Origin of the sequence: Arthrobacter gandavensis (assembly GCF_039528575.1) — a bacterium.
In the GTDB taxonomy this organism is placed as follows: Bacteria; Actinomycetota; Actinomycetes; order Actinomycetales; family Micrococcaceae; genus Arthrobacter_B; species Arthrobacter_B citreus_B.
On the sequence record NZ_BAAALV010000005.1, the window covers coordinates 100,923 to 127,910 of the forward strand.

The following is a 26,988-nucleotide window of genomic DNA, read 5'->3' on the forward strand; positions in this document are numbered from 1 at the left end:
CCTTTGGGAAAGCGCTCGTGCCGGAGCGTGGAATGACGGCTGCCGCCGACCTGGCATCACTGCGAGGAAATCGGGAAGATAGGGTGAATAAATGGTCACCGAATCCAAAAAGACAGCGCTGGTAGTCGGCGGAAGCGGCATCGCCGGATCGTCCATCATCAGGCGGTTGAACCAAGAAGGTGGCTGGACGGTACTTTCCCTGTCCCGGAACCCTGTGAACGGCCTGGCCGCCCGGCACATCCCCGCCGACCTGCTGGCAGTAGACAGCCTCGCGAATGCCCTCCGCGAGGAAAAGCCCACTCACGTGTTTTTCACCGCATGGGCCCGGCAGGACACTGAGGAAGAAAACATCCGCATCAATTCAGCGATGCTGCGGAATGTGCTGCAGGCCCTCGAACACGCCCCGGTGGAACACGTGGCACTGATGACCGGCCTGAAGCACTACCTGGGCCCGTTTGAAGCCTACGGAGCGGGGCCGGTTCCGGACACACCATTCCGGGAAGAAGAACCACGGCTGCCCGTCGACAACTTCTATTACGCGCAGGAAGACGAACTCTGGGCAGCTGCTGAAAAGCAGGGCTTCCGCTGGTCGGTGCACCGCTCGCACACCGTGATTGGACACGCCGTCGGTAACGCCATGAACATGGGTCTGACCTTGGCGGCACAAGCCACTATCTGCAAGAAACTGGGCAGGCCCTTCATCTTCCCGGGCTCTGAAACCCAGTGGAACAGCCTCACAGACGTTACCGACGGGAACCTTCTCGCCGAACACATAGTTTGGGCCGCAACCACCAACGAGGCCGGCAACGAGGCCTACAACGTGGTCAACGGTGATGTCTTCCGCTGGCGCTGGATGTGGCCGAAACTGGCCGCCTACTTTGGAGTCGAAGCCGAAGGGTTCAAGGATTCGCCTCGTCCCCTGGAAGAGCAGATGCAGGGAATGGACCGGGTGTGGGCAGAAATAGCCGCTGAAGAGGGGCTCAGCGAGGCGAACCTGGCCCGCATTGCGTCCTGGTGGCACACGGATGCCGATCTGGGCCGAAACATGGAGGTCCTCGCTGACATGAGCAAGAGCCGCCTCGCAGGATTCACCGGCTACCGTCGAACTGAAGACAGCTTCCTGCAGCTGTTTGACCAGTACCGCGCGGACAAGATCATTCCCTGATCAGTTCCCGCCCCTGAATCGAGATGACAAAAACTGCCCGTTAGACCCCCCTAATCGGGCAGTTTCTGTCATCTCGGTGCGACCGCCGGGGGGCGGACACTCGGCGGGCTGCCGGGCTATGAGGCCGTGGGCAGGGTCAGGATCTCGGCGCCGTCGTCCGTGATGATGACGGTGTGCTCGGAGTGTGCGCTGCGGGCGCCGGTCTTGCTGCGCAGCGTCCAGCCGTCGGCGTCGAAAGTGAGCTGGTCGGTGTCTGCCATGACCCACGGCTCCAGGGCGAGCATCAGCCCCGGCTGCAGCACGTAGCCGCGGCCCGGACGTCCCGTGTTGGGGATGTGCGGGTCCTGGTGCATGGTGGAACCGATCCCGTGACCGCCGAACTCGGTGTTCACCGGGTATCCGGCCTCGGAGAGCACGGTGCCGATCGCGTAGGAAAGGTCGCCGATCTTCGCTCCCGGCCGGGCTGCGGCAATGCCGGCGGCCAGCGCCCGTTCGGTGGCCTCGATCAGCTTTACGCTTTCGGCCGGCCTGCTGTCTCCGACAATGAAGCTGATCGCGGAGTCAGCAGCAATTCCGTCCTTGGACACGGCCAGGTCCAGGCTCAGCAGATCCCCGTCCTGCAGCTCGTAGTCATGCGGAAGGCCGTGCAGCACTGCGTCGTTCACGCCCGTGCAGATGTAGTGCCCAAAGGGGCCGCGGCCGAAGGACGGCGCGTAGTCGATGTAGCAGGATTCGGCGCCGGCTTCCTTGATCATCTGGCCGGTCCACTGGTCGATTTCCAGCAGGTTGGTGCCCACGGTTGCCCGCTTCTTCATGGCCTGGAGGATGTCTGCGACGAGCCGGCCGGTAACCCGGGCCTTCGCCACTTCAGCTGCGTTCAGGATCTCGATCATGTGGTGCCTTTCGGGGGCAGGAGAATTGGCGTCTGTTCTGCATTCTGGCAGACCGTCTAGGGTGTAGGCATGCCCGAGATGCCCGAAGTGCAGGGACTCGCCGATTTCCTGCGGACCAAACTGCTGCCGGACGGCGGACCGCCCGCACAGGTTTCCGACGTCGAAGTGCTTTCCTTCGCCGTGCTGAAGACCGCTGAAGTGCCCCTGGGCGCGCTGCAGGACGGCCCCGTGACTGCCGTGCAGCGCCGCGGCAAGTACCTGATCATTACGGCCGGTGGCGTGCATCTGGTGATGCACCTGGCCAAGGCAGGGTGGCTGCGCTGGTCTGATGCGCTGAAGCCCGGGACACTCCGTCCGGGCAAGGGCCGGATGGCGCTGCGGGTCCGTTTCGCCGCAACGGAACCCGGTGGGGACGAACCGGGTTTCGACCTCACCGAGGCGGGAACCAAGAAGTCCCTGGCTGTCTATCTGGTCCGGGACCCCGCGGAAGTCCCGGGCATTGCCCGGCTGGGTCCTGAAGCGTTCGACGTCGACAAGGAGACGTTCGCGCAGCTGGTCGCCGGGCACCGGGGCCAGATCAAGGGCCTGCTGCGGGACCAGGCCGTGATTGCCGGCATCGGCAACGCGTACAGCGATGAAATCCTGCACGCGGCCCACCTGTCCCCGTTCGCGAACGCGTCAAAGCTCAAGCCGGAGGAAGTCCAACGGCTCTACGAAGCGATGCGCGCTGTCCTTGAATCAGCGATCGACAATGCTTCAGGCCGCCCGGCCGCGGAATTGAAGGATTCGAAGCGCCGGGCGCTGCGGGTCCATGCCCGTACCGGGGAGCTCTGTCCCGTTTGCGGCGATACCGTGCGTGAAGTGTCCTTCGCGGATTCTTCCCTCCAGTACTGTCCCACCTGCCAGACCGGCGGAAAGCTGCTGGCGGACCGCAGGATGTCCCGGCTGCTGAAGTAGCGTGACGTGCGGGTCTGCAGTGTCAGGCGCGGAAGTGCGGCGGAATTGTGACGGCCGCCACCAGGAGGTCATGTAACTTATAGACAACACATGTTGCTTATAAGAAATCTATTGGTGGAATCTCACCCGGCCCCGCACCCCCTAGGACACTCATGAACCTCTACCGCCGCCTTGACCGGCACCTGCAGCAGAGCAACGAGGGCTCCGGCCCCGTGCGCGGCACCCTGTCCGCGCCGCGCATTGGCATGATCTGGCTGGCAGCCAACTTCGTGGTGACAACGCTGCTCACGGGCACCCTGATTGTTCCCGGTGTCAGCTTCGGTGCCGCGGTCTGGATGATCATCCTCGGCACACTTCTGGGCGCCGTCGTCCTGACCTTGATCGGCAACATTGGTACGCGCACCGGCCTTCCAACAATGGCCATCACCCGCGGAGCTTTCGGCGCCAGGGGAAGCCTGGTGCCAGTGGCGGCGAACGTAGTGATACTGATGGGCTGGAGCTGGGTCCAGGCAATGCTGGCCGGCGTGACGGTCAACTATGTAGTGGAGCAGTTCACCGGCTTCTCCAGCCCGGTGCTCTTCGCGGTGCTCTGCCAAACCCTGGTAGTTTTCCTTGCCATCCTGGGCCACGGCGGCATTGCCAAAGTGGAGCCGTGGCTGGCCGTAGTCATTCTGGCCATCATGGTCTACGTCTTCGTCAGCGCCTTCACCACCTTCAGCCCCGCCGAGTTCGGAGGGATTGAGGTGGATGAGTCGCTGGGATACACGAACTTCATGGTGCTGGACATCGTGATTGCCACGGCCATTTCCTGGACAGTGCTCTCTGCCGACTTCAACCGGCTGGCCAGGTCCAGCCGTGCCGGGATCATCGGATCCGGCGTCGGCTATACCATCTCGACGACGCTGGCCATGGTCCTGGGCGCTACGGCGATCGGCTACGTGATTCTCTCCGGGGACGCGGCTGCCTCCTTCGACCCCACCGTGATCGTGAGCGCTTTCGGCACTCCGCTGGCGATCGTGATCTTCATGTCCGTCATGGCCACCAACACCATGGTGGTCTACGGCATGGTCACCTCCGTGGTGAATGCGCAGGTACGGTGGAAAGCCCGTTTCCTGCCAACCTCGCTTGCCGTCGGAGCCATCGCCATTGCCGGCTCAACCTGGATGGCACTCCTGGACCAGTTCACCGGATTCCTGGTCATGATTGGGGCGTTCTTCGTTCCCGTCTTCGCGATCATGATCGTGGACTACTACATCATCAGGCGCGGCAGCTACAGCAGGGACATTCTTCGTCCCAGCGGAGGCGCGTACTGGTACACCGCCGGCGTCAATTGGGCAGCCATTGCGGTGTGGGCAGTGGGTGCGGCGGCCTCCTATGTGCTGACCTACGTCTGGCCCAGCCCCGTGGGTGCCACCATCCCGGCCTTCGTGCTGACCTTTGTGCTCTACTTCGCTGTGTCAGCCAGGAAACGTGCGCGGACCGCAGCCGGTCCGAAGCTGGAGTCCGCCGAAGGGGACGGACTGCTGTCCCGTGCCCCGGCGGCAGCGGAATAGGCCCGAATTGGCCATCGTCGACCTGACCCACGTCGTTTCCTCCGGAATGCAGGTCTTCCCCGGTGACCCGGAGGTGGAGATCAGCGGTGCATTGAGCATCAGCGCGGACGGAGCCCAGGTGGCGCGCCTGCATCTGGGCAGCCACAGCGGAACCCATTTCGATGCACCGTGCCACAGCATTGAAGGCGGCCGCACCACCTCCGAGGTTGGGCTGGAGGAGCTGACGGGCGAAGCCCTGGTGCTGCACCTCCCTCGCCTGGAACCGGATGCCGAGATTTCCTGGCACCATCTGGCCGGCCAGGTTACTGGAACAGTGCCGGGGATAGTCCTGCTGGCCACCGGATGGGACCGCCTCTTTGGCACAGGGGAGTACCTGTTGCACCCCGTTCTATCCCTGGCTGCGGCGGAAGAGCTGTGGAGCCGTGGCATGCGGGTGCTGGCGGTTGACACCCTGAACCCGGACCGGACACTTCAGCCCGGGCAGGAGTTCAGCCTGCTGGTCCATGAGCTTGTCCTTGGATCCGACGGGCTGATCGTCGAGAACGTCCGCGGTGCGGCTACGCTGCCTTCCCGCTGCCGGGTGGGGTTCTTCCCCCTTCATCTCGCCTCGGCGGACGGAGCACCGGTACGGGCCGTCGCCTGGGTCTAGCGCACTGGCCACAAAACAAGAGCGGGCCCGGGATAGTCTCCCGGGCCCGCTCCTTGCTAGCTGGCTAATGCACTAGCGGCTGCACTTCACTGCGCCGTAGGACGCGGTGTAGTCCACCTTTTCAGCCTTGCCCTTACCGAGGAACTTGTAATGGGCGCTCACTTCACCGGCGGCAACGGACAGCTGGCGGGTCTTGATGACCGCCGTCGTCGTCTGTCCCGGCTCGAGCTTCATGACCTTGGCATTGCCGTGCGGGGACTTCAGGTCGATGTCCGCGCGGCGGTCGCCGTTGTTCGTGAGGGTCACGGTGATCTCGGCCTTGAACGCGTTGCACTTGCTGGCGGCGCTGACCGGGTTCACCACCTTCTCGGGGACAACAACCGGCAGGATCTCGGCACGTTCGCCGAGGCCCGCGGTACCGGAGAGGTCTCCGGTGGCGTTGTGCAGGTGCAGGAACAGCGCCGAAGCTTCGGTGGTCTCCTGGCTGCGGTTGACGGTGAGCTTTCCGCCGTCGACGTCGGCAAAGAGGGCGTCCGGCGAAGCACCGGAGAACCACAGGGCCGGGTTAGCGGCGTCGAACGGAATGAACTCCGTCGAATCCACCGGGACAGTCTGTCCGGCTTCATTGACGTTGTACAGGCTCCACGTCACCACCTTGTACTGCAGCGGCAGCGATCCGGCAGCCGGATCCAGCCCCAGGGCAGCGACGCTCACCGGCAGGGTCACCGTGTTGCTGTCGAAGGTGTTGGTGTCCGTGTTGCCGAGCAGGCCGTTGGCGCCGGTCTGGTCAACCAGGGTTGACGTGCCATCCGGGTTCAACCGGTAGGTGTTCACCAGGACCAGGTCCAGGTCATCGGCCCGGCCGGTGGCCACGAGGTAGTCGGCCGTGCCGTCCATATTGGTGTCGATCTCGACGTTGACCTCATTGTGGCCGCCCAGGATGGGCCAGTTGTCCCACGTGCTGAGGCCGAAGTTGAGAACGCCGTCCAGCGGGTCTCCGCCCGCGGCCTTCACGGCCGGGACGGTGGTGGAAGCACCGACTGCTGAGAGATCCATGGAGTTCATGGATTCAAGCGCCAGGTCATCCCGCTTGTCGCTCTGGGCGCCAAGGACCAGCGGCGAAACCAGGGAGAGATAGGTGGATGCGTCGCTTCCCTGGAGCAGGTCGCGTCCCGTGAGGGTCACGTCCGCTGCCAGCGCCTCGGAATCGGCGAAGCTGATCTCCGTTCCGGCGGTCATGTCCGACGTCGGCTTGGGGGCCGAGTAGACGGGCACACGCAGGGTGGGGATGCCGGCACTTGCCAGCTGGACGCGTCCGGACACGTCAGCGAGGAACTGGCGCGGGAGGCCCAGCTGCTCTGCGTCAGCTGCGGGATCGAGCGTCTTTGCCAGGGTGGCCGGATCAGCGATGGAAAGCGTCACGTCCACCGTCGCCTTGGCATTTGCGCCAACGCTGACGGTCGGCGCCGTGGTGATTTCCACGCCGGGCATGGTCGATGCCGGCAGGTAGCTGACGTCGAAGTTGCGCGGCCGGTCCGACTTGTTCTGGACCGTGACCTTGCGGGTGACGGTCAGTGCGTCTGCACCGACCTCCAGGACGCCGAAGTTGACGCTGGTGAGCGTCTGGTCCTCGGAGTCGTAGGCCATGACCTTGGAGTTCACGGCATCAAGGACATCCACGCGTCCGGAACCGACACGGTTGGGACCGTGCACAGCGCCGTTGGCTGCCAGGACGTCATGGGTGGCCGTGTTCATGATGGTGTTCTTGACTTCGTACGGCGTGTAATCCGTCGCGGCGTACAGCAGGGCTGCCAGGCCGGCAACATGCGGAGTCGCCATGGACGTACCGCTGCTGACCGAGGCGCCGTTGCCCGAACCCACACTGGCCGAGCCGATCGAGGAACCGGGAGCAGCGACGTCGGGCTTCACCACGCCGTTGGAGCCGTGCAGGCCACGGGAGGAGAAGGAGCTGACGGTGTCCAGTGCGTTGGACGGCCCGGACGCTGCACCCATGTACGCCGGGTCGAGCTGCAGGGTCAGGGTTCCGGCCACTGCGGCCGGACGCAGCCGGTCGGAGGACTCACGGTTGAGCTGGATGCCCGGGAGGGTGGTGTTGCCACCGATACCGGCGTCGAACACGTCACGCGGGGAATCCAGGACGACGCCGGTCGCACCGGCGGCCTGGGCATGGTTGAAGCGGGCGCCGGATCCACAGGGGAATCCGCCGGTTTCGTCTTCCCACTGGATCCAGACCCATTTGTCCGTCAGGGAGCCGGCGGGGAAAGGGTTGCAGCCGAAGGCGTTGGAGGCAGGTGCTGCCACCACGTCGCCGGTGAGCCGCTCAGGCGTTACTGCCGGATCGGAGTAGTTGAAGTTCACCGAATACTGGCCGGCAGCTGAACCTTCCAGTTCTGCCGGGGCCAGGACATCGGCGCGGTCCAGGGAAATCTGGGAACCGATGGTGCTGGCCACGGTCAGGGAGGACTTGGCGTTGCCCGGGGAGCCGCCCACGTTGTAGACGTCGCCGGCGTTGCCTGACGCGACGACGGAGAGGATGCCCTGTTCGGTCAGCTTGTCCACGATGTCATTCTCGGGATCGTCCACCGGGGCGTAGTCGGAGCCCAGGGACATGTTCACAACCTGCGCGCGGTCGGAGAAGTCGCCGTCGCCGTTGGGATCCAGAACGTAGTCGAGGGCCTGGCCCACTACCTCGGAGGAACCGGTGCAGCCGAAGACGCGGATGCTTACCAGCTGTGCTTCCGGAGCCGAACCCGGGCCGATGCGCATGTCATTGACGGTCTGCGCCGTCAGCGAGGAGTAGTCGCCCCTGAAGGTGCTGCCGTCGGCCAGGGTTCCGTAACCGGCGGCGGTGCCGGCCACGTGGGTGCCATGGCCCTGGCAGTCCATCGGGTTGAGGTCCGGCTTGGGGACCGGCTGGTAGTTCGCAGCGGACGGGTCGGCGTTGTAGTCATCGCCCACCAGGTCGTAGCCGCCAATGAACTTGATCGCGTCGATCAGGCCGCTGTCAGCAGCGGGGATGACCGGGGACGCCTGGGCCGCTTCGTACGCTTCGATGGTTCCGGGGCCGCCGAAATCACTGTGCGTGTAGTCGATGCCGGTGTCCAGGACGGCGATGGTGATCCCGTCGCCGGTCTGCTGGCGTTCGACCCAGGCGTTGAGCGCGCGGGTATCGATGTCCGCGCCCTTGTTATCGATCGTCTTGGGAACGATCCGGGTGATCTTGGCGACGTCGTCGCGCTCTGCCAGCGCCTTGATGGCTTCGGCATCGCCAACGATGCCCACGCCGGGAAGGCTGTTGGTGGTGGTGTAGAGGGTGCTGGCGTCCGCTTCCGCGGCCACCGACTCAGCCTGCGACTCAATGGCCGACCGGATCTGCTGCACGCGCGGAGCGTCGACTACCGGATCCAGCTTGCCTTCCTTGACCGCGTCCGGCTGGGTTTGCTCGAAGGCGCCCTCGCCGGTGAACTGAACGTAGACGGAGACCTCGCCGTCGACGCCGCGGAGGCTCGGGGATACCTTCTGCTCCGCAAACTTCTGTACTGCGAATCCCTGGGCAGCGTTGTCCGTGCCGGCGGGTTCGGTTGCCTGGGCCGGTAGGCCAAGGCCTGCCGTGAGTGCGAGGCCGGCAACTGCGGCAGTAGCCACAGCCCCTGGCCTGTGATGAATGGACCGTCTCATTTTGCTCCTTGAACATTCCGCCGCGCGTTACCGGAAGAATGCCGTGGAAGACCTAGAGACTAGGAATCCTTGAACAAAATCCACCGGCTGCTGACACACGTGACAGCTTTCCTTTTGTGCCCCCAACCCCCGTTTGGGGTGTCAGCATGCACCTTCGGCCCCCGAAATGCCTGCAGCCGTAGGCACACCCTAAGGGAGTAAACGCGTAGGTCAAAGGTTTAGGGAAACCGGCTGAATTACAGGGCGGAGGTATTGACACGCCTGCTCAGCACTGTTTGTAAAGTTGCAGGAGTTGAATGTGGAGAACGGTTTCCCTCCGGGCAGCAAAAGAGCGGCCTTTACACCGGGAAATCGGTGGAAAGGCCGCTCTTGGGGATTTTGGAGAATGCCGGAATGCTGTTAGAGCGCAGGGCCGCTGGCCGCGCCGCCCTGCCACAGGGCATCGAAGGGTGTGTGGGAAGAAACCCGGTTGCGGATGCCTTCCGTCACGAACGCCTTGGCAGTGCGGGCCGCTTCAAGGGGGGTTGCGCCCTTGGCCAGCTCGGCGGTGATGGCGGCAGCCAGTGTGCACCCGGCACCGCTGACGGCGACGTCGCCAACCTTGGGCGCGCGGAGCACCTCCATGGTCTCGCCGTCATAGAAAACGTCAACGGCGTCCTCGCCTTCCAGCCGTACGCCGCCCTTGGCGAGCACAACGGCACCCGAGGCCTCGTGGATGCGCTTTGCTGCCTCCTTGAGGTCTTCCACGGAGTCGATCGAATCCATACCGGCAAGCGACATGGATTCGAAGTGGTTCGGGGTGACGAAGGTTGCCAGCGGAAGGATCTGTGCCTTCAGCGCCTGGTCGGTATCCAGGGCTGCTCCGGGCTCCTGGCCTTTGCAGATCAGAACCGGATCCAGCACGATGTTCGTCCAGGCCTGGCTCTGCAGGGCCTTGGCCACTGTGTCGATGGTTGCCGGGGTGCCCAGCATGCCAATCTTCACGGTGCCCAGGTCATAGGCGGTCTGGATAGCCTCCAGCTGGTCTGCGATCACCTGCGGGTCAACCGGAACGAAGCGGTGGTTCCAGTTGTCCTTCGGGTCGAAGGAGACAATGCAGGTCAGGGCCGTGATGCCGTAGGTTCCCAGTTCCTGGAACGTCTTGAGGTCGGCCTGGGCGCCAGCCCCGCCGGTGGCTTCGGAGCCAGCGATCGTGAGCGTGACGGGGGGATGTGTTGTTGAAGACATGGGTCCATCTTCTACCTAATCCGCCGCGGCCCGCCACCCGGTTTCGCTGCAGGCCGCCGTACTAGTAGCGCACGTCCATAAGGCGCCAGACGGCAAGCCGTCCGGTGGCAGCGGAGACCCCGATCGCCAGCGCCATCAGCAGGGGCACGCCAATGGATCCGGCAATGAACCCGATGACTGCCCAGGCAAGGATCGTGGGCACCAGGAAAAAGGCCAGTACATGAAGCCACTGGTTGGGGACGTCCCGCAGCAGCAGCCCCAGGGCCAGGCCCACCGGAGCGGCGGTCACCAGGCCGATGCCGGCGGCGTAGAACGCGGCAATCACGATGATCCAGAGATAACCCCAGAAATCCCGCGAGGTCCCCCAGCCAATCGCCACCGTGGCTATCAGGGCAACCAGCAGGCAGGCGATGGCATATCCGGTGACAAACGCGGTGGGGCCGAATGTTACGCGGGGCGCGAGCAGGAAAGGCGCGCCCCCGGCGGAAGGGGAACGTTCGGCATCCGCCGGGGAGACGCCGTCGTCATCCGCTTTTTCAGTCATGCGATCGCGCTCCTCGCAGCAGCTTCACCACATCTTCCACGATATTGCGCACTACGGGTAGGCGGGAGAGGATCACCAGCTTGGCCACGAGGGGAGCGGTATTTGTGACCAGGCGCCGGGAGCGGGCCTGACCGGGCGAGGAATCGTAGACCCAGAACAGCGTCACGCCCATCTGGACCAGCCACAGCAGTTCGGGCAGGTCATCGCGCACGGCCAGCGGCGGCTGCGGCCGGGCAGCCTGCACCGCCTGGCGGTAGACGGCGATCGACTTGCCGCGGCCCACCTGCTCGGCGTCGGCCGGCGTGGAGGACTTCCGGGTGCCAGGGGGCACCGGCAGGGCTGCCGTCTTCAGGAACTGGTGTCCCAGCGAGTGGTACGGAGCCAGCACGTCAAGGTTCGCCTGCAGGATGACCCGCAGGTGCTCGCCGAGGTTGTGGCCCTCGCGCAGCTGGGGCAGGGCCGCGGAGCGGTGCTGGTTCTGCAGCGACCGGTAGAGCTCGGCGACGATCGCGTCCTTGGAGGAGAAGTAGTAGTAGGCGTTGCCCACGGAGACGCCGGCTTCTGCGGCGATCCCGCGCATGGTGGTCCGCTCAAAACCGAGGGTGCGGAACTGTCTTGTTGCTGCCTCAGCCAGCCGCTGCCGGGTGGCCTCACTCTTCGACCCCGCGGCCATCGATCCCCTGTTCCAAGTTGCCTACCGGGACATTAGAGCACATTTTTGAACACGTTCAAAAATGTGACGGCACCAAAAACGTGGCAGAATTGACGCTGGTCCTCAGGAGGGCCGCCCGGGACAGCGGGCAAGTGCTAATACAGCCGGGCGGGAGCCCAGGCGAACCACTAAACCGAAACGGGAAATCCATGTCTTCACCAACCCCGGCCGCTGCCCGCCAGGCACGCCAGACCCCCAGCTACGCCTCCCGGGGCAGTTCGCATTACGACCTGATCCTCACCCTCATGTGCGTGGTGATCATCATTTCCAACATCGGCGCGTCCAAGGGCGTGGTGCTGGGTCCGGTCTTCGGCGACTTCAGCATCATCACCGACGGCGGGTTCTTCCTCTTCCCGCTGGCGTACATCCTTGGCGACGTCATCAGCGAGGTTTACGGCTTCAAGGCCGCCCGGCGTGCCATCTACATGGGCTTCGCGATGGCTGCGTTCGCCGTGCTGTCCTTCGCGGTGATCATTGCGCTGCCGGGGTTCGACGACGCCTACGGGCTGGAGAAGCAGGCCGCCCTGGAGGCGGCGCTGGGCCCGGTCTGGCAGATCGTCGCGGCGTCGCTGCTGGGCTTCCTGGCCGGGCAGCTGCTCAACGCCATGGTGCTCACCCGGATGAAGGCACGTTTCAACGAACGTGCGCTGGTGGGCAGGCTGATGGCCTCCACCGGAGTCGGCGAGTTCGCGGACACCCTGATCTTCTGTGCCGTTGCCGCGCCGGTCATCGGGATTGCCGATGCGGGGCAGTTCGTGAACTACGTGATCTTTGGCTTTGTCTACAAGACCGCCATTGAGTTCCTGTTTGTCCCGGTGACCTCAGCGGTGATCAAGGCAATCAAGAAGCGCGAGCCGACCTACAGGGCGCGGGAGAACGCCCAGGCCTAGCTGTAGTACTTCCCCAGGACCTCGTCCTTGAACTCGAAGAAGGTGCCGTCCTCGAGGGCCAGACGGGCGTCGTCGACCAGTTTCACGGTGAAACGCTCATTGTGGATTGAGATCAGCGTGTGGCTGACCATCTCATTGGCCTTGAACAGGTGCTGGATGTAGGCACGCGAGTAATTGGCGCAGGCGTAGCAGTCGCAGCCGTCCACCAGCGGGCCGAAGTCGCGCTTGAACTTGGCGTTGGAGAGGTTCTTGCGGCCGTACGGGGTGTAGAACGCCGAGTTGCGTGCCACCCGGGTGGGGGAGACGCAGTCGAAGGTGTCCGCTCCGTTTTCAATCGCGGTGAAGATGTCATCCGGCTCGGAAATGCCCAGCAGGTGCCGCGGCTTGTCCTCGGGAAGTTCCTCGGTGCACCAGCGCACAATCGTGCCCAGGTTTTCCTTCTCCAGTGCGCCGCCGATCCCGAAGCCGTCGAACCCCATGGCACCCAGATCACGGGACGCCTTGCGGCGCAGGTCCTCATACTGGGCGCCCTGCAGGACGCCGAAGAGCGCCTGGTAGGGGCGGTGCGACCGTTCCTCGGTGAGCCGGCGGTGTTCCACCAGGCACCGTTCCGCCCAGAGCCGGGTGCGTTCAAGCGAACGCTCCTGGTAGGCGCGGGAGTTCAGCAGGGTGGTGAGCTCATCGAAGGCGAACATGATGTCCGCGCCCAGCTGGTGCTGCACCTGCATGGAGATTTCCGGGGTGAAGCGGTGCTTGTCCCCGTTCAGGTGGGACTTGAACCAGACGCCGTCGTCGTCAATGTGGGCCAGGCGTTCCTTGCCGGGAGCGACGTCGTCGTCCGCTCCGGTGGCATGCGTGGTGCCGTCGGCATTCATGTTGATGACCTTCTTGAAACCGGCACCCAGGCTCATGACCTGGAACCCGCCGGAGTCGGTGAAGGTGGGGCCGGGCCAGTTCATGAACTTTCCCAGCCCGCCGGCCTCGTCAAGGATGTCCGCGCCCGGCTGCAGGTACAGGTGGTAGGCGTTCGCCAGCACGGCCTGCGCCCCAAGCTGCGCCACGGATTCCGGCAGCACGGCCTTCACGGTGGCTTTGGTGCCGACGGCGATGAACGCCGGCGTCTGGATCTCGCCGTGCGGGGTGCTGATCACACCGGTGCGGCCCTGGAACTCACCGCCGTTCTCCTTGGCGCGGGACGCAGAGTCGGGAGTGGTTTCACGCAGGCGCTTACCGAGGGCAAAGGAAAAACCGGAGCTGGACACCATTCCATTTTGCCCTACATCCGGAGCGGGACCGCCGACGCCGGATGCGGGCCTGCCTCGGCTCAGCACCGGGCGGGTCCGGCTGGAGAGACCGGCCACATAACTGAGGCCGCCGTTCAGGCCGAGCGTATGGTGAGAAGGGCGGATTCTCCGGTCCCGTGAAGCGCTGCCGCCGCCCTTGAACGCATGAAAGGCCCCCGAAGTCCCCTTGAACCACCTGCGCGAAATGCTCACCCTTGCCCCTGCCCACAATGACCACCGCGTGGGCATCCGCTGCGGCATCGGCATAGGTGTCCCGCTCGCCGTCCTGCTGGCCATCGGCAGGATCGACCTGGCGATCTTCGTGGCCTTCGGTGCATTCACCAGCATCTACGGCCGTAATGAGCCGCACCGCCAGCGGCTGGGGCACCAGGGGCGTGCCGGCGCACTGATGTTCATTGTGATCCTGGCCGGTGCGCTGTCCTCCCGGCTGGGCCTGGATGCCTGGGGGATTGTCCTTGGCACCACGCTGGTAGCCGGGCTGGGGACGGTGGCCACCGGGTACTGGAGGCTGCGCCCTGCGGGATCCCTGTTCCACATCTTCGCGTACGCTGCCATCGCGTCCGTGCCCGCGCATCCTCCGCTGTGGCAGGGCATGCTGGCGGCCGGAACGACCATCGCGTTCGCCATCCTGCTGGGACTGGGCGGCATGCTGCCGCCCACCTACCGGACGCCCTGGGAGAAGCCGCTGCGGCCCCGCTTCAGCGCGGCGCAGCAGAAGGCGATTTGGGCCGACGGCGCAATGTACGCGGTTGCGGCGGCGGCTGCCGGCAGCATCGCCACCCTGCTGGGAATCGGCCACAATTACTGGGCAATGGTTGCCGCCACTGTTCCCCTGGTGGGCGCCACCTTCCGCCACCGCATCCACCGCGGCGTCAACCGGATGCTGGGAACGTTCGGCGGACTCGCAGTCACGGCGGTGATCCTGTTTGCCGGCCTGCAGCCCTGGCAGCTGGTCCTTGTCATTGCGCTGCTGCAGTGCGGGGCCGAGCTGTTCATTGCCCGGAACTACGCGCTGGCCCAGGTGGTCATCACACCGCTGGCGCTGCTCAGCACAGAACTCTCCCATGCCAGCAATCCGGCCACGCTGATCCAGGACCGGGCAGTTGAAACCGTCATCGGAGCCCTGGTGGGGATGGCCCTGGTGCTGCTCCTGCAGCTCCGGGCCAACCGGTCCAGTGCGCGCAGGCTCTCCGGAGCGTCCGCCTAGAGGTCCAGGTTCAGGCCGCGCACGGCGCTGAGTTCAGTGCGGATGCGCCGCTGGAGTTCGGCGTCGGAATAGCTCTGCGACCCGCCGTGGGCGCGCAGGTACAGCAGCGTGTTCAGGCGCAGGATCCGCCAGTCCCGTTCGCTGTGCTCGTCGCCGGCCTCCGCGGCGCGCTGGACTTCACGGTCGTAGAGGTTCGGCTCATTGAGCTGGCGCTGCAGCAGTTCGGCGGACAGCTTGGCCTTAAGCGGATCCGATTCGGCATTGTCTCCGGCCCGGACGGCCTGGGCAAACGCTGCCGAAGCCTCCAGGTCACCCGACTCGTGGGTAATCTGGGCGGCCAGCGCGAGCGCTCCCTGGATCCAGTTCCAGCGGCCGTAGTTGCCGTCGAAACCAAGCCCCGTAATCAGGGAACAGACAGCCAGGGCATTCTCTGCGTCCCCCAGGTCCACGTAGAGGGTGTGGGCAAGGTCGCGCACGTCCTGGAGGTTGCTTCCGGCCTTGACGTTCAGGCCCCGGCTAAGCCTGGTGACGAGTTCCTTGACCGCGCGGTCCTCCGGATGGGCGGCTTCGGCCGCGGCCAGGACGGCGGCGTAGGTCTCTTCCTCTGTGGGAATGCTGCGGACCGCTTCAGCGGCGTTCTTTTCCGGTGCCGGTGCCGCCACCCGCACGGCAGACCCGTAGGCAATCCGCAGGACCTCACCGTCCTCCAGGTCAGCGATGACCAGGGCGGGATTCCCCAGGTCGTCCTCTTCGATGCGGATGGCTGCCACAGGTGCCAGGGTCAGCTCATCCAGGACCACCTTCTGGCCCGGTACAAGCAGTTCGGCATTGACCCGGAAGGCATACTTATCCGGCACACTCATCGACATGGCTTTTCCTTAGCGCTCGAAGCTCGGCCCCAGTATATAAACGTAGGTTAGCGCCTACCGGCCCCAGCCCGCCGACGCCAGGGCCTGACGGAGCAGGTCGCCGCGCCCGCCGGAAAACTCGGAGTAGATGGCCGGGCTGAGAGCTTCCTCGGGAGTAAGCCAGGACAGTTCCAGTGCATCCTGCCGCGGATCGCATTCGCCAGTCACCGGGATCAGGTAGGCCAGCGCGACGGCGTGCTGGCGCTCGTCAGTGAGGCCGGTCTGCGACGGCGACGGGAAGTACTCAGCGACGGCGAACGGTGCCAGGCTGGGCGGCAGCTGCGGCAGTGCCATGGGCCCGAGGTCCTTCTCGAGGTGGCGCAGCAGGGCAGCGCGGATGGTTTCGCGGTACATCACGCGGCCGGAAACGAACGTCCGCACCATTTTTCCCTCAGGGGTTGCCTGCAGCAGCAGGCCCACCTCGGTGACATACCCCAGCGGGTCGCACCGCACCGGAACGGCTTCTACGTAGACCATGGGAAGGCGCTGCCGTGCTTCGTGCAGGTCCTCTTCCGAAAGCCAGCCGGGATACGGGTCAGGAGTGCGAACGTTCATAGCAGTGTTCTACCCCAAAGCCGGACACCGAGTCATTCGGCGCGCTCCGCTTCGGCCGAGGGCTGAACTGCATCCGGATCTATCAGGGCGCCCGGCGGAAGCCTACGATTGAGCGCATGGAGACCGAGCTGTCGGAGCTGCTGCTCCCGAATGCTGCGGCATGGCGGGACTGGCTGGGTGAGCATCATCTGCGCTCCGCCGGGGTCTGGCTGGTCCTTGGGAAGAAAGGCGGGAGTACCACCGCCCTGACGTATCAGGCTGCCCTGGACGAGGCCCTTTGCTTCGGCTGGATTGACGGCCAGGCAGCACGGCGTGACGAGGAAACCTATCTGCAGCGCTACACCCGGCGCGGCCCGCGGAGCGCCTGGTCGCTGCGCAATGTGGGGCATATTGCCCGGCTGGAAGCCGCCGGCCGGCTGCACCCCTCCGGGCGCGACGCCGTGGAGTCAGCCAAGTCCGACGGCCGGTGGGATGCCGCCTATGCCGGACCGGCCACGGCAGAGGTGCCGCAGGACCTGCTGGACGCGATCGCCGCCAATGCGAGCGCCCAGGCAATGTTCGACGTACTCAGTTCGCAGAACCGCTTTGCCCTGGCCTACCGGCTGGGCCAGCTCAAGACGGAAGCAGCCCGGGAGCGGAACATTGCCCGCTTCGTGGACATGCTCAGCCGCCGTGAGACCTTCTATCCGCAGAAGCGGATGCCAGAGTAGGAGTCCACCATGTGCCGGCTTTTCGGAATGCATGCAGGTCCCAAGCCCGTCCATGCCACGTTTTGGCTGCTCACCGCTCCGGACAGCCTGGCCGAGCAAAGCCGGCGGATGGCGGACGGTTTCGGGATCGGTGTGTTCGATCCCGGCGGCAAACCCGTAGTGGACAAGGCGCCCGTGGCGGCCTACGAGGACCGTGCCTACGCCTCGGCAGCCCGGACGCTGGACGGCAGTACATTCGTTGCCCATGTCCGGTACGCCAGCACCGGGGGGAACACCCTGGTGAATACGCATCCGTTCCTGCAGGATAACCGGCTGCTCGCCCACAACGGAGTGGTGGAGGACCTGGACGTGCTCGATGACCGGCTGCGGTCCCTGGAAGTTCTGGGCCTTGTCCAGGGGCAGACTGACAGCGAGCGGGTCTTCGCCCTCATCACCGGCATTGCCCGCCACAACGGCGGTGACCTGGGGGATGCCATCACCCAGGCGGTCACCTGGGTTGCTGAGAACCTGCGGCTCTACGCCGTGAACCTCGTCCTCTCCACGGAATCGGAGCTGTGGGCGGTGCGGTACCCGGACACACACCCGCTCTATGTCCTGCAGGAAAGTGCCGACGATCCGCACCGCGGCAAGAACACCGCTCGGATCAGCATGAAGAGCGATGAGATGGAACAGAACCGGACCCCCTCGGTGCTTGTCGCCACCGAGCGGATGGACGAAAATCCGAACTGGCGGATGATGGACTCCGGCGAGATCCTCCGGGTAGACCGGAACCTGAACACGGAGCGGTCCTTTCCCCTTCCGCAGCATCCCCAGCACCTGCTTACCCTCGCAGACCTGGATCCGCACACGGCGGCCTCGCAGCATCCGCTCAAGGCTGCAGGCACCTAGGACCCAGGGGTTCAGTCCGCCTGGGGATCGGCCTCCAGCCGCACGACGCGCAGGGCCGCCTCCAGGACCATCCAGGCCTGGAGCTGGGTGGAAAGCTCGGCGCCGGTGCCCGGGGGATAACCCTCATCCGCGGTGCTGCGGGGGTCGGACGGGAACACCGCCAGGTTGTTCCGGACTGCCCGGCCTTTCCAAAGCCTGTCCGCCAGCTCGGTGACCAGCACCCCTGCCGTCCGGCGTGAATCGGAGTCCAAAGTCGGGGCGGCGGCTGCTTCGGCGAGGTAGCGGCACAGGATGCCGGTGAACAGTCCGCCGTCGCCGCTGCCGTGGGTGCGCAGCAGCGGCCCGGTGCCGCCGTCGGCAACCAGGCGACGGGACGTGGCACGGATCAGCTCAGCGGCCCGCTGCAGGTTTGCCTCGCCGCCCAGCTCCAGCAATGCCCCCAGCGCCGGCCCCTGGTTGTACGTGAAGTGCGCCCGTTCAAGGACCGCGCCGGCTGCGGACTGCCGCACGCCGTCGTAATAGAGCCCGTTCCCGGGGTCGAGCAGCTCAGCATTTAACCAGTCCACCAGCTCCTGCGCGCGTTCGCGCTCGCCGGTGCGTGCGAAAAACAGGGCCGCGGGAGCCGTGGCCGGGGTGTTCTTGAAGTTCCGGGAACGGTTCCACCAGACGCCGCCGCCCAGATCCGGGGTGTGGCCCGAACGCAGTGCCCGCCCCAGTGACTCCCGCAGGCCCTGGTGGCGGGGCTTATTGCCGCGCGGCGGCCCGGGCAGGGTGTCCAGGCGCAGGGCGGCCAGCGCCAGCCACGCCATATCGTCGAAATAGGAGTTCGTAAACCGGCCGCCGTTGCGGATCCGGATGGTCCGGACCACCTGTTCGGCCAGCACAATCGGATCGGACCCGGCCACCGGCGCCCGGCTGCGCAGGCCGGTGTCCACGAGGACGTCCACGTAGTGTGCCTGCCACCAGTAATGCCAGTGCCCGACGCCGCGGGGCAGCGGCTGCGGTGCGCGGACAGCGCCCAGGTGCGTGCGCGGCAGGCCCAGGAACCTGCCGCCAAAAGCGGTTGTCACCGAGTGGGCTGCGGTGTCGGCGCGCAGCTCGGCGTGGCGGACGGTCTGTGCTGCGGGCATGCGACCCACCATAGTCCGGGCTGCCCCGCAGCGTCACCGTCTCCCGCACCCACGGAACAGGCCTTCGAAGGATGCGGTGTGCCGGCAGTCACAGTAGGCTCGTGGGACCGTACGCGCCCAGGCGCACCCCAACAGTCCTGACCCAGGAGGAACCACATGCAGCTATCCGGTGCTTCGGCCATCGTCACGGGAGCAGCTTCCGGACTCGGACGGGCTACGGCCCGCCGGCTCATCGATGCCGGAGCGGAAGTGGTGCTGGTTGACCTGCCTTCCTCCGGCGGGCTCGCCTACGCCGGTGAACTGGGGGACAACGCGCACTTTGTCCCGGAAGACGTGACGGACCCCGAGCAGATGCAGGGTGCGGTGGAAGCTGCCATGGCGGCAGCACCGCTGCGGGTAGCGGTGAACTGTGCCGGGATCGGCACGCCGGGTAAGGTCCTGGGCCGCAACGGTGTCCTGCCGCTGGAGGATTTCAACCGGGTCATCCAGGTAAACCTGGTGGGCACCTTCAACGTGACCCGGCTGGCTGCCGCGGCCATGGCGGAAACCGAGCCGGTGACGGATGACGGCGGGACCTCCGAGCGCGGCGTCATCATCAACACCGCGTCGGTAGCGGCCTTCGACGGGCAGATCGGGCAGCCGGCCTACTCGGCGTCGAAGGGTGGAGTGGCTGCCATGACCCTTCCGCTGGCACGCGAACTGGCGCGCCACCTGATCCGCGTGGTGACGATCGCCCCCGGTATTTTCGAAACCCCCATGGTGGCCGGACTGCCGCAGGACGCGCAGGACTCGCTGGCTGCGCAGATACCGCACCCATCCCGGCTGGGCCGGCCGGATGAATACGCCTCCCTGGTAGACCACATCATTGGCAATTCGATGCTGAACGGTGAAACCATCCGGCTTGACGGAGCGATTCGGATGGGGCCGAAATAGGGCGTGCCGATGCTCCCCGACGCCGACTTTTTCAATTTCGAACAGCTGCTGAGTCCCGAGGAGACAGCCAAGCTGGCTGAGCTGCGTTCCTTCCTCGCTGCCGAGGTGCTTCCGCACGCCGGCGGCTGGTGGGATGAAGCGCGGTTCCCGGTGGAACTGCTGCCCGGCCTGGCGTCGCTCGGCCTGTCCACGCCGGTGCAGCGCGGATACAGTCCGCTGTTCGCCGGCCTGGTGATTGCGGAGATGACCCGTGCCGATACCTCCATCGCGACCTTCTTTATGGTCCACCACGACCTGTTCGTGGAGGGACTCCATGCTTTCGGATCCGAGGAGCAGAAGGAGAGGCTCCTGGCTGATGCGCAGTCGCTGAAGATCACCGGAGCCTTCGCCCTCACCGAGCCTGACCACGGCTCCGACGTCGCCGGCGGGATGGCAACCATGGCGGTGCGCGAGGGTGAAGACTGGATCCTGAACGGAAGTAAACGATGGATTGGCAACGGCACGTTCTGCGACTGGATGCTGTGCTGGGCGCGGGAACCGGAGACGGGCAAGATCAGGGGCTTCCTCCTGGACGCATCATTGCCAGGGATCAAGCGCACCCGGATCGAGAACAAGACGGCGCTGCGCACCGTGCAGAATGCCGACATTGAGCTGACGGACGTCCGCGTTCGGGAAGCTGACCGGCTCGCCGGAATCGAGAGTTTCGAGGACATTAAGCACCTGCTGCGCGGTTCGCGGATCATGGTGGGCTGGCAGGCGGTGGGCCAGCAGCTGGCCGCGTTCGACGTCGCCCGCGCCTACGCCGTCGATCGCATGCAGTTCGGGCGGCCGCTGGCGTCCTTCCAGCTGGTGCAGCAGCAGCTGGTGCGGATGCAGGGCAACGTTGTGGCGTCCACCGGTATGCTGGCCCGCGTCAGCGAGCTGGAACAGGGCGGCTACGGCGCTGTGTCCGACGACGGAACGGCCCGCGGGGACATGGCCCGGGCTGCGCTGGCGAAGTCCTACGCCAGCGCCCTGATGCGTGAAACGGTCTCGCTGGGACGCAGCCTGCTGGGCGGCAACGGAATTGTCTCCGACTACCGGATGGCCAGGATCTTCGCTGACGCCGAAGCTATCTACACGTATGAGGGGACGTACGAGATCAATACGCTGATCGCGGGGCGGGAGATCACGGGGGTCTCGGCGCTGCGCTGAGCAGCAGGCCCGGGGGTCGGCGCTGCGCTGAGCGGCAGGCCCGGGGGTCGGCGCTGCGCTGAGCGGCAGGCCCGGGGGTCGGCGCTTCGCTGAGCTGGCTGGATCTCCCGGCTTTCCCCAAAATTCCCAGGGGTTGGTCTCACGGTTCTCCAGGGGGCGCTACCGCAGGTCAACAGGCACTGTTGAATTGAGTGCAAGTTTGGACTTAGGTTACTTTGGTGTGACGCACACTGCATGACATCCCTCCCTGACCTGCGTCTCGTCCTGCGGTCTCGGCAGCCGCTCGAGGCTGCCGGCACTCTAGGACGGGGGCCACGGACGGACCAGAGACAGGTGGGCTGCGTCCAGGAATCCCCCTTCCCGCGCAGCCCACCCCTCCAGGAAAAGCTTCTACCGCCGGCCGGCCAGGGGATTGAGCAGCCTGCCGGAGAACTGCAGCCCGCCTGACGGATCCGCAATGTCCAGCATCTGCTGGTTATTGCGCAGTTGCAGCCGGTTGAGGCAGGAACGGGCAAAATCGGCGGCGAAGAGATCATGGGCTGCGAAGTCTTCGGCAAGTTCTGGGCGTTCAGCCTGGTATGCGCGAACCACTTCCGCGACAGTGTCCCAAAACTCATCCTGCGTAAGCTGTCCGTCCTCGTGGAGGACGGCAGCGAGGAAGCGGAAGAAGCAGTCGATCACGTCGGTGTAGATGGAGAGCACCTGCTCCTCAGCCGGCACGTCCACGCGGATGCGTGCCACGTCCCGTGGAAGCTCCATTTTGTCCGCCATCACGATGATCTCTTCGCCGATATCCTTCATCAGCGCCCGGACCGGCACCCCGTTCCTGAGAACCAGGATCAGGTTCTCGCCGTGCGGCATGAAGGCCAGCCGGTACGCATAGAAGCAGTGCAGGACCGGTACCAGGTAGGTGTGGAGATACTCCATAAGCCAGCGGCGCGCCGGGAGACCGGAGCGCCGGATGAGCGCCGAAACGAACGGGATGCCGGCCTGGTCCCTGTGCAGCAGCGAAGCCATAGTCGCCAGTTGTTCCCCGGGCTCCAGCCGGTCCATCGGGCTTTCCCGCCACAGTGCCGCCAGCATTTTCCGGTACGGAGAACCCTTGGGGGCAGCGGCGTCGTAATACGGGTTGGTGTAGCCGATGGCAGCGGTTTCGCGAAGGATCTGGAAGCCGGTGCCCGCCAGCACTGAATCGGCGCGGACCAGCTCGTCCACCCATTCGTTGATGGCCGGAGTGGAGACCATGTATTCGGCGGAAAGACCGCGCATAAAGCCCATATTCACCACTGAGAGCGCGGTCTTGACGTAGCAGCGGGCGGGCTCGCTGCGGTTGAAGAACGTCCGGATGGACTGCTGCGCCTGATACACATCCTCGGATGGACCGAGATGCACAATGTGCCGCCGGGCAACCTCCGCGGCGAAGGTGACGCTGAGCTTGTTCTCCCACTGCCAGGGATGCACGGGCATCAGCAGGTAGTCTCCGGGGCCCAGATCCAGTGCCCGGAGCGCGGATTCGAATCCTGCCTGCACGCCGGCATCCAGCTCGGAGTGCATGAGCGTCCCGTAGTCCAGACCGGACACCGAGGTGAATCGGGCGCGGTCCTTCCGGACGGCAATCCAGTGCAGCCGGACGCCGGCACCGGTTTCAGGCGCGTAGGAAAGGTAGTCATGCAGCCCGAATCCCAGCCTTCCGTTGTTGGCCACGAAGCACGGGTGCCCTTCGGTCATGGACGCTTCGACGGCCTGGAAGTCCACTGCTGGATCAGCGCCGCCGGTTATGCCGGCCGCCAGTTTTTCCGAGGTGTGGAAGGAGCCGCTGTGCTTGTAGGCGTGGGAAGCCAGGGTGCTGGAAATTTCCTCCAGGTAGACCGGCAGCATGGCCTCGCTGATTCCCAGCGTGCGCGCGAATTCGGTGATGAAGACCAGCGCGTCCAAGGCGGTGCCGCGTCCGTTGACGGAGCGGAGGATGCTCTGGGGCAGGATGCTCCAGTGTTCCAGCTCAAGGACGTCCGCCTCGAAGGAATAGGTGGCGGCGCCGTCGTCGGATGTCAGCTGGTACCTGCCCGGGCCTGCGGGCTGGGGCTGGAGGATCCGCTCGTGCGAGAACTCGGCGAGGGCCTTGCAGACGACGTGCCGGTTGGCGGCCGCCCAGGTCTCCGGGGTGAGGTGCCCGGCGTCGAGGGTCGATGCTGCGGGGGCGACGGCGGTGCTCATGGTGTTGCTCCTTGGAAAGTCGTGGGGGTGCTGCCGGCTGTGGCAGTGAACTGCTGCCGGGTGCAGAAGGAAAGGAGGGCGGTTTTGTCGGGCAGCTCAATGCGGCTGTGGGGCTGGAAGCCCATGCGTTGGTTGAGGGCCTGGATCTTGGTGTTGCGGACATCCGGTTCAACCACCACCCGCTGCGTCTCCGGTTGGGAGAAGAGGAAAACCATCACGGACCGGAAAGCCGCTGAGGTGAACCCGTGCTGCGGTATGTCCGGCGGGCCCATGAGCAGGTGCATGCCGCGGTCACCCGGCTGGAGGGGGTACAGGCCTGCCAGCGGAGAGTGCTCCGGAGCGTAGCTTTCCATCAGGAATGCGGGAGTATCCCCAAACAGGCCCAGCCAGGCCTCGTGGTGCGGGTTCGCGTCGATTCCGGCGTACTCGCTGCGGACCTCGTCCACCGTAGCGGTGCCCATGCCCCAGAACCGTGCGTAGTCCCGGCTCGTCCAGCTGTGCAGGAGGGGTGCGTCCGATGCAGGATCGACCGGGCGGAAGTCGAAACTCATGCCACCGCTCCTTCTGCCTTCGCCGCTGATCCCGTGCGTGTGTTTGAGGGCGCGTGCGACGGCTGGCCCAGGCCAGCGAGTCCGAACTCCTGGAACGTGGTGCTGGTTTCCACCGGGTAGTACTCCCAGCCGAGGATTTCGCGCAGGATCGTCGAGTTGCGGTACGCAGCCATTCCCAGGTCCGGGGAGGTGAACCCGTGGGTGTGCAGCTCGGCATTCTGCACGAAGATTTCCGCTGTCTCCACGCCGATCCCATAGTTGCGGTCCACGTCCAGCCGGCCGCGGCTGTCCCGTCGTATGCGGTTGCTGATACCCCGCAGGAAGGCCGGCTCGCGGTAGGAATACCCGGTGGCCAGGACCACGGCGCCGGTCGCCAGCCCACCGCTGGTTCCCTGTTCCGGGTGATGCAGTTCCAGCCGGTGCTGCCCGGTGCCGCGGTCGTAGCTGCTGCCGGTGACTTCCACGCCCGTGAGCAGCCTGACCGGTAACGGCCCGGAAAGGCTGCGCGCGTACAGGGCATCGTAAATGTCATTGATCAGCGCTGCGTCGATGCCCTTGTACAGGTTTTTCTGGGACCCGATGAGCCGGTCACGGGTGCCGCCGGGAAGGGCATGGAAATAGTCGACGTAGTCCGGTGACGTCATTTCAAGGGTGAGCTTGGTGTATTCCAGCGGGAAGAACCGGCCCGAACGAGTCACCCAGTTCAGCTCGTAGCTGTCCGGTCCACTGTCCTGAAGCAGGTCCAGGAAGACTTCGGCAGCGCTCTGCCCGCTCCCGACCACGGTGATGCTCCGTTGCGCCTGGAGATTGGCTTTTGAATCCAGGTAATCGCTGTTGTGGGCTGCCGTCCGCGCCCCCGGACCCGTCAGGATTTCGGCGCACGACGGCGGGATCTCGGGCTGGGTTCCGGTGCCCAGGACCAGCCGGCGGGCGGCGTGAACCTGCGTACCGCCGTCGTGCCTTGTGCTCACCAGGTACCTGCCGCCGTCCTGCGCGGTCTCTTCATAGCGCACATCCGTGACCTCGTGGCCGAACCGGACGCTGGGCAGCTGCTCCGCCACCCAGCGGCAGTAGGCGTTGAACTCAGCACGCAGCGGGTAGAAGTCTTCGCGGATGTAGAAGCGGTACAGCCTGCCCGTGGACTTCAGGAAGTTCAGGAACGAGTACCGGGAGGTCGGGTCGGCCAGGGACACCAGGTCCGCCATGAACGGGACCTGCAGGTGCGCGGTCTCCAGCATCATTCCCGGGTGCCAATCGAAGCCGGGACGCGAGTCGAAGAACACGGCGTCCAGCTCGGCTATGGGTTCGGTGAGTGCTGCCAGGCCCAGGTTGAAGGGCCCGACGCCGATGCCGATCACGTCGTGCTCGGCCAGGCCCGCGTCGTGCTCGGCCGGGCCGGCGTTTGGTGCGGTTAGGCCCGCGTTTGGCGCGGCGAAGCCCGCGGCGGTTCCGGGCTCCGGCTGGCGCTGTGCCCGGCGGCTCATGCTGCTGCTCCCGCCGCGGTGCCGGTTCTCGGTCCGGCCGTGTCAGTTTCTGCCTGACCGGACAGCCAGCGGGCGGCATGGGAGCGGATGAGGTCAAGGATCCGTTCGATGTCCGCCAGGCCGGCCGTGGGGTTCAGCAGTGTGAACTTCAGGAAGTTCCGGCCGGCCACGGTGGTTCCGGCGATGACGGCCTCTCCCGAGGCCGCGAGGGCCGAGCGGATCCAGCGGTTCAGCGCGTCGCAGGAGCCCTCGTCCAAGCCACGCGGGCGGATGCGGAACACAACGGTGCTCAGCTGGACGCGGGCGGCAACCTCGAACCCGGGGTCCGCTTGCAGCAGCCGCCCGGTCTCCTGGGCCAGGTCCATCGCTGAATCAAGCAGCGCGCCAATTCCGTCGGCGCCCGTGACGCGCAGGGTGAGCCAGAGCTTGAGGGCGTCGAAGCGGCGGGTGGTCTGGATGCTGTGGTCAACCTGGTTGGGGATCTCCGGGTCGGCTGCGTCTTCCGGGTTGAGGTAGTCCGAGTAGTGCAGGATGTGGCGCAGTTCGCCGGCGTCGCGCACCAGGACGGCGCTTGAGGAAACGGGCTGGAAGAACGTCTTGTGGTAGTCCACGGTGACGGAATCTGCCGCACCGATTCCGGAGAGCCGGCTCCGGTATTTCAGGGAGGTCAGCAGGCCTCCGCCGTATGCGGCATCGACGTGGAGCCAGGAACCAAACTCGGAGCTGAGCGTTGCGCATTCGAGCAGCGGGTCGATGCTGCCGAAGTCCGTGGTCCCGGCGGTAGCCACAATGGCCATGGGAACTTCTCCGCGGCTGCGGGACTGAGCCAACGCGTCCCGGAGCGCCCCGGGCCGAAGCCTGCGGTCGGCGTCGCACTCAATGAGGTGGACTGCCTCCTCGCCCAGGCCCAGCAGGGCCGCGGACTTGCGGATGCTGAAATGGCTGGCTTCGGAGGCGAAGATACGCAGCCTTCCCAGCAGTTCCGGAAGGCGTTCGCTGCGGCCGGCTGCGGAGGAGGTCCGCCGGAGTCCGGCGACGGCACGGTTGCGGGCGATGAGCAGTGCCTGGAGATTTGAGCTGGTTCCACCGCTGGTAAAGACCCCGCTTGCCGCTGGTCCCAGCCCCAGCCGTCCGGCGGTCCAGCGCAGCAGATGCCGCTCGATGAGTGTGGCTCCGGCGCTCTGGTCCCAGGTGTCCATGGAAGAGTTCACCGCGCTGAGGATGGTTTCCCCGACCAGTGCCGGAATGGCTACCGGGCAGTTCAAATGCGCGGCGTAACCGGGATTATGGAAGTAAACGGCGTCCCGCAGGTAGAGCGGGTGGAGTTCCTCCAGTGCCGCGCTTGTGGTGCCCAGCGGCCGGTCCAGGTCCACGGCGTCTACGTCGGGAGCCAGGTCCCTTGGATGCTTCCCCGTGAAGGGGCGGCGGGCTGAGCTGATGGAACGGGTTACGGCTGCCATGCCCAGCAGGTTCTCGGTTCGGTATTGCTGCGTGGATGATCCGGTCAGAAGGGTGACTGCACCTGTTTGGCTTTCACCTTCGGCACCTGTGGAGCCGGGCTCCGGCTGGTTAAAAGTACTCACTGCGCCCTCTCTGGAAGGTCTCAAGACGATAACGAAGT

The 26,988-nt window shown here is 65.5% G+C and carries 23 protein-coding genes; 10 read left to right on the top strand and 13 right to left on the bottom strand.

What is annotated here, in order from left to right:
* Positions 1–91: 91 nt before the first annotated feature.
* Positions 92–1,165 carry an SDR family oxidoreductase gene (locus tag ABFX29_RS12745; protein WP_152228972.1) on the top strand — a complete coding sequence of 358 codons (1,074 nt, stop codon included), beginning with the start codon at positions 92–94 and terminating at the stop codon, positions 1,163–1,165.
* 116 nt (positions 1,166–1,281) lie between these two features.
* On the opposite strand, the gene map is transcribed toward ABFX29_RS12745, so the two are convergent.
* Positions 1,282–2,058, bottom strand: coding sequence for a type I methionyl aminopeptidase (gene map / locus ABFX29_RS12750; RefSeq protein WP_152228971.1), 777 nt, complete (start codon positions 2,056–2,058; stop codon positions 1,282–1,284).
* A gap of 69 nt (positions 2,059–2,127) precedes the next feature.
* On the opposite strand from map, the gene ABFX29_RS12755 reads away from it, so the two are divergent.
* From ABFX29_RS12755 to ABFX29_RS12765, 3 genes are all read left to right on the top strand, one after another.
* Positions 2,128–3,015 carry an Fpg/Nei family DNA glycosylase gene (locus ABFX29_RS12755; protein ID WP_152228970.1) on the top strand — a complete coding sequence of 296 codons (888 nt, stop codon included), beginning with the start codon at positions 2,128–2,130 and terminating at the stop codon, positions 3,013–3,015.
* Between the two features lie 152 nt (positions 3,016–3,167).
* Positions 3,168–4,568: a purine-cytosine permease family protein gene (locus tag ABFX29_RS12760; protein WP_152228969.1), complete on the top strand. Its 1,401-nt coding sequence runs from the start codon at positions 3,168–3,170 to the stop codon at positions 4,566–4,568.
* 7 nt (positions 4,569–4,575) lie between these two features.
* A complete protein-coding gene (locus tag ABFX29_RS12765; protein WP_246167656.1) occupies positions 4,576–5,217 on the top strand; it encodes a cyclase family protein in 642 nt (213 codons plus the stop codon).
* Positions 5,218–5,289: 72 nt separating this feature from the next.
* Here the strand turns inward: ABFX29_RS12765 and ABFX29_RS12770 are convergent, their stop codons facing one another.
* The 4 genes from ABFX29_RS12770 to ABFX29_RS12785 all read right to left on the bottom strand — a co-directional run bounded on the left by ABFX29_RS12770 (position 5,290) and on the right by ABFX29_RS12785 (position 11,360).
* Entirely contained in the window at positions 5,290–8,883 is a 3,594-nt protein-coding gene (locus ABFX29_RS12770; RefSeq protein WP_246167654.1) for a S8 family peptidase, read from the bottom strand.
* Positions 8,884–9,315: 432 nt separating this feature from the next.
* A complete protein-coding gene (thiD, locus tag ABFX29_RS12775; protein ID WP_152228967.1) occupies positions 9,316–10,143 on the bottom strand; it encodes a bifunctional hydroxymethylpyrimidine kinase/phosphomethylpyrimidine kinase in 828 nt (275 codons plus the stop codon).
* Positions 10,144–10,204: 61 nt separating this feature from the next.
* A complete protein-coding gene (locus tag ABFX29_RS12780) occupies positions 10,205–10,687 on the bottom strand; it encodes a hypothetical protein (RefSeq protein ID WP_152228966.1) in 483 nt (160 codons plus the stop codon).
* Positions 10,680–11,360, bottom strand: a complete 681-nt coding sequence (locus ABFX29_RS12785) for a TetR/AcrR family transcriptional regulator (protein WP_152228965.1) — start codon at positions 11,358–11,360, stop codon at positions 10,680–10,682. The genes ABFX29_RS12780 and ABFX29_RS12785 overlap by 8 nt, the downstream gene beginning before the upstream one ends.
* A gap of 188 nt (positions 11,361–11,548) precedes the next feature.
* Here ABFX29_RS12785 and ABFX29_RS12790 point away from each other — a divergent pair, with 188 nt between their 5' ends.
* Entirely contained in the window at positions 11,549–12,289 is a 741-nt protein-coding gene (locus ABFX29_RS12790; protein ID WP_152228964.1) for a queuosine precursor transporter, read from the top strand.
* Here the strand turns inward: ABFX29_RS12790 and tgt are convergent.
* Positions 12,286–13,554, bottom strand: a complete 1,269-nt coding sequence (tgt, locus tag ABFX29_RS12795; protein WP_152228963.1) for a tRNA guanosine(34) transglycosylase Tgt — start codon at positions 13,552–13,554, stop codon at positions 12,286–12,288. The two genes, ABFX29_RS12790 and tgt, sit on opposite strands and share 4 nt — an antisense overlap.
* 205 nt (positions 13,555–13,759) lie before the next feature.
* Between tgt and ABFX29_RS12800 the strand changes: the two genes are divergently transcribed.
* Positions 13,760–14,800 carry an FUSC family protein gene (locus tag ABFX29_RS12800; protein ID WP_246167652.1) on the top strand — a complete coding sequence of 347 codons (1,041 nt, stop codon included), beginning with the start codon at positions 13,760–13,762 and terminating at the stop codon, positions 14,798–14,800.
* Here the strand turns inward: ABFX29_RS12800 and ABFX29_RS12805 are convergent.
* Both ABFX29_RS12805 and ABFX29_RS12810 read right to left on the bottom strand, forming a co-directional pair.
* Positions 14,797–15,669 (bottom strand): DUF6707 family protein, encoded by an 873-nt coding sequence (locus ABFX29_RS12805; RefSeq protein ID WP_152228962.1) that lies wholly within the window; start codon positions 15,667–15,669, stop codon positions 14,797–14,799. The genes ABFX29_RS12800 and ABFX29_RS12805 overlap by 4 nt on opposite strands.
* 54 nt (positions 15,670–15,723) lie before the next feature.
* Complete coding sequence (locus tag ABFX29_RS12810; RefSeq protein ID WP_055239793.1) at positions 15,724–16,263, bottom strand: NUDIX hydrolase family protein; 540 nt, start codon at positions 16,261–16,263, stop codon at positions 15,724–15,726.
* A 116-nt stretch (positions 16,264–16,379) separates the two neighbouring features.
* On the opposite strand from ABFX29_RS12810, the gene ABFX29_RS12815 reads away from it, so the two are divergent.
* Entirely contained in the window at positions 16,380–16,973 is a 594-nt protein-coding gene (locus tag ABFX29_RS12815) for a YdeI/OmpD-associated family protein (RefSeq protein ID WP_152228961.1), read from the top strand.
* 9 nt (positions 16,974–16,982) lie between these two features.
* A complete protein-coding gene (locus tag ABFX29_RS12820) occupies positions 16,983–17,861 on the top strand; it encodes a class II glutamine amidotransferase (RefSeq protein ID WP_152228960.1) in 879 nt (292 codons plus the stop codon).
* Between the two features lie 11 nt (positions 17,862–17,872).
* On the opposite strand, the gene ABFX29_RS12825 is transcribed toward ABFX29_RS12820, so the two are convergent.
* The gene (locus tag ABFX29_RS12825) at positions 17,873–18,991 is read right to left on the bottom strand and encodes a glycoside hydrolase family 76 protein (protein WP_152228959.1); all 1,119 of its coding nucleotides are present in this window, start codon (positions 18,989–18,991) and stop codon (positions 17,873–17,875) included.
* A gap of 156 nt (positions 18,992–19,147) precedes the next feature.
* On the opposite strand from ABFX29_RS12825, the gene ABFX29_RS12830 reads away from it, so the two are divergent.
* Both ABFX29_RS12830 and ABFX29_RS12835 read left to right on the top strand, forming a co-directional pair.
* Complete coding sequence (locus ABFX29_RS12830) at positions 19,148–19,924, top strand: 3-hydroxyacyl-CoA dehydrogenase (protein ID WP_152228958.1); 777 nt, start codon at positions 19,148–19,150, stop codon at positions 19,922–19,924.
* Positions 19,925–19,933: 9 nt separating this feature from the next.
* Positions 19,934–21,118 (top strand): acyl-CoA dehydrogenase family protein, encoded by a 1,185-nt coding sequence (locus ABFX29_RS12835; RefSeq protein ID WP_152229049.1) that lies wholly within the window; start codon positions 19,934–19,936, stop codon positions 21,116–21,118.
* A 390-nt stretch (positions 21,119–21,508) separates the two neighbouring features.
* Here the strand turns inward: ABFX29_RS12835 and ABFX29_RS12840 are convergent, their stop codons facing one another.
* From ABFX29_RS12840 to ABFX29_RS12855, 4 genes are read right to left on the bottom strand one after another with little or no spacing between them, the layout of a single operon-like run.
* Positions 21,509–23,332 carry an IucA/IucC family protein gene (locus ABFX29_RS12840; RefSeq protein ID WP_152228957.1) on the bottom strand — a complete coding sequence of 608 codons (1,824 nt, stop codon included), beginning with the start codon at positions 23,330–23,332 and terminating at the stop codon, positions 21,509–21,511.
* Complete coding sequence (locus ABFX29_RS12845) at positions 23,329–23,883, bottom strand: GNAT family N-acetyltransferase (RefSeq protein WP_152228956.1); 555 nt, start codon at positions 23,881–23,883, stop codon at positions 23,329–23,331. The genes ABFX29_RS12840 and ABFX29_RS12845 overlap by 4 nt, the downstream gene beginning before the upstream one ends.
* On the bottom strand, positions 23,880–25,367 hold the full coding sequence (locus ABFX29_RS12850) for a lysine N(6)-hydroxylase/L-ornithine N(5)-oxygenase family protein (protein ID WP_152228955.1): 1,488 nt from the start codon (positions 25,365–25,367) through the stop codon (positions 23,880–23,882). The genes ABFX29_RS12845 and ABFX29_RS12850 overlap by 4 nt, the downstream gene beginning before the upstream one ends.
* Entirely contained in the window at positions 25,364–26,950 is a 1,587-nt protein-coding gene (locus tag ABFX29_RS12855) for a pyridoxal phosphate-dependent decarboxylase family protein (protein ID WP_246167650.1), read from the bottom strand. The genes ABFX29_RS12850 and ABFX29_RS12855 overlap by 4 nt, the downstream gene beginning before the upstream one ends.
* Positions 26,951–26,988 lie beyond the last annotated feature (38 nt).